The sequence below is a fragment of the Bradyrhizobium sp. KZN70725 genome (assembly GCF_055264925.1).
Window position 1 is genome coordinate 1 of the sequence record NZ_JBUYWT010000153.1, and the last position, 2,178, is coordinate 2,178.

Here is a 2,178-nt window from a genome sequence, read left to right on the forward strand (position 1 = left end):
GCGACGGTGGCAACCGAAGCTGCCTGGCTGCTGATTGCACACATCAGGCTCCTGACCCGCAGACTCGCGGCTGCAGCTAAGGTTGGGTGATTTATGAGTCAGACTCTCAGGACCGCCGAACGGACGCTTGGAATAAACGACCCATTCGGTCTTGCGCAGCGGTGCGAGGAAGGCGGCGAATGATTGCGCTCCGGCAAGATGAGCGTCGTCGCCGAAGAAGCTCAGGCGCCCCGCCTGATGCAGGGCGACGAGGCGCTCCAGGAACAGTCGCCGGAACAGGCGTGAGAGAACCCGCACTGGCAGGAAGAAGCCCGGCCGGCAGGACACCCAGCGCTGGCCATCGGGCGAGATGCCGCCGCCCGGGACGATCATGTGCACATGCGGGTGGTGGGTCATGGCCGAGCCCCAGGTGTGCAGCACGGAGGTGATGCCGATCCGGGCTCCGAGATGTTTTGGGTCGGCAGCGATCGTCAGCAGGGTCTCGGCCGAGACCTTGAACAGGAGATCGTAGATGATGGCCCTGTTCCGGTAGGCGATGTCGGCGATCCGAGCCGGCAGCGTGAACACGACGTGATAATACGGCACCGGCAGCAGCTCGGCTTCGCGGTCGGCCAGCCACTGCTTTGCCGCGGCGCCCTGGCACTTCGGGCAGTGCCGATTGCGGCAGGAGTTGTAGGCGATGGACGTGTAGGCGCAGTCCTCGCAGCGCGCAACATGGTCGCCGAGGGTTGCCGTGCGGCAGCTCTCGATCGCCGACATGACCTTCAACTGGTCGAGGCTGACGTGGCCGGCATGGGTCTTGCGCCATGCCGGCCCATGGTCGCGGAAGATGTCTGCAACCTCCAGAGCCGGGCGCGCCACACGCGGCCCTAACGTCAGCCGGGTGGCCGGGTCTCCTGGAGCTTGAACCCGACGTGCTCCAGCGGGCTCATGACCTCGCTGATCGTCTTGGTGGCGACGCGGTATAGAGCGCCGTCGTATCGAGCTTGGCGTGACCGAGCAGCACCTGGATGATGCGGACATCGATGTTCTGTTCGAGCAGGTGGGTGGCGAAGCTGTGCCTCAGGGTGTGCAGCGACACGCGCTTGTTGATCTCGGCGATCTGGGCCGCGGCATGACAGGCACGATTGAGCTGGCGCGTCGTCATCGGCTGGGCCGGATCGCGGCCCGGGAACAGCCAGCCCTGTGGCCGGGCCGCCTTCCACCAGGCCCGCAGCAGGTCGAGCAGGTGTGGGGACAGCATGACATTCCGGTCCTTGCCGCCCTTACCCCGCTCAACGCGGATGATCATGCGCTTGCTGTTGATGTCGGAGATCTTGAGCGAAACCACCTCGGCGGCGCGTAGGCCCGCACCGTAGGCCACGCTCAGCGCCGCCTTGTACTTCAGGCCCGGCGCGGCATCGAGCAGCCGCGCCACCTCCTCCACGCTCAACACCACCGGCAGCTTGCGCGGCTCGTGAACGACGTGGGTGTGCTCGACGATCTCGTGACGCCGCAGCGTGACCTTGAAGAAGAACCGCAGGGTCGATACGGTCTGATTGATCGTCGGCACGCCAACGCCGCTCGCCGCCAGATGGAGCTGATAAGCTCCTTATAATCGACAACTGCTAGCTCTTCCCCGCCGTTCGATTCGCCGGGAAAATGACGCCATCCTCCGTCCTACCATAATAGTCTCCCGCCCATGCACATGCCCGACGCTGAGACCGCCCGACTGATGAAGGTGACCGAGGCGCTCGTCCGCGAGCTGGACCGCCAGGGCATCGCTGATACGCTTGTTAAGCTCAGGTTCGATGCGCTCGAGCTGGCGCGCGTCGCGATCCGGGCGGCCGACGGCGATGTGGTGCCGTTGCGCAGGCGTCCACTCTGATGGAACTTCCCCTCCGCCCCCACCGTCATAGCCGGCGACAACTCGAGAACGACTTCGTGGTTATTCGCTAGGGAGAGCACGATGAGATGTTCGATGAGCCTGACGCCAGCAGTCCCCATGGATAAAAGGTACCTGTGCCCGGTTTGCGGTGAGGTTGCGCTGACCGTTTCTGCTCAGGGGGTCGCCGGACGACCGCCTCCTGGCGGCGCGGCCATCGGAACTTGTCCTCGGTCAGCCGCTTCAGGACCAGCACAAAGCCGGACCGGTCGAAGAACAGCAACTTCATCCGGTCGCAACGGCGATTGCAGAAC

At 64.7% G+C, this 2,178-nt stretch carries 3 protein-coding genes and 1 pseudogene; 1 reads left to right on the forward strand and 3 read right to left on the reverse strand.

Going from position 1 to position 2,178, the window contains the following annotated elements; translation table 11 throughout:
• Both ACZBJS_RS42325 and ACZBJS_RS42330 read right to left on the reverse strand, forming a co-directional pair.
• On the reverse strand, nt 1-861 hold an 861-nt coding region (locus ACZBJS_RS42325), incomplete at its 3' end, for an IS91 family transposase (protein ID WP_463440312.1).
• 14 nt (nt 862-875) lie between these two features.
• Nucleotides 876-1,585: pseudogene (locus ACZBJS_RS42330) on the reverse strand (tyrosine-type recombinase/integrase); the annotation flags it as partial.
• A gap of 129 nt (nt 1,586-1,714) precedes the next feature.
• On the opposite strand from ACZBJS_RS42330, the gene ACZBJS_RS42335 reads away from it, so the two are divergent.
• The gene (locus ACZBJS_RS42335; protein ID WP_463440313.1) at nt 1,715-1,867 is read left to right on the forward strand and encodes a hypothetical protein; all 153 of its coding nucleotides are present in this window, start codon (nt 1,715-1,717) and stop codon (nt 1,865-1,867) included.
• Nucleotides 1,868-1,934: 67 nt separating this feature from the next.
• Here the strand turns inward: ACZBJS_RS42335 and tnpB are convergent.
• A partial coding sequence (gene tnpB / locus ACZBJS_RS42340; RefSeq protein WP_463440314.1) for an IS66 family insertion sequence element accessory protein TnpB occupies nt 1,935-2,178 on the reverse strand: 244 nt, incomplete at its 5' end.

Excerpts from the sequence above, each read along its gene's own strand:
- ACZBJS_RS42335 (WP_463440313.1), top strand. The coding sequence starts at position 1,715 with ATGAAGGTGACCGAGGCGCTCGTCCGCGAGCTGGACCGCCAGGGCATC.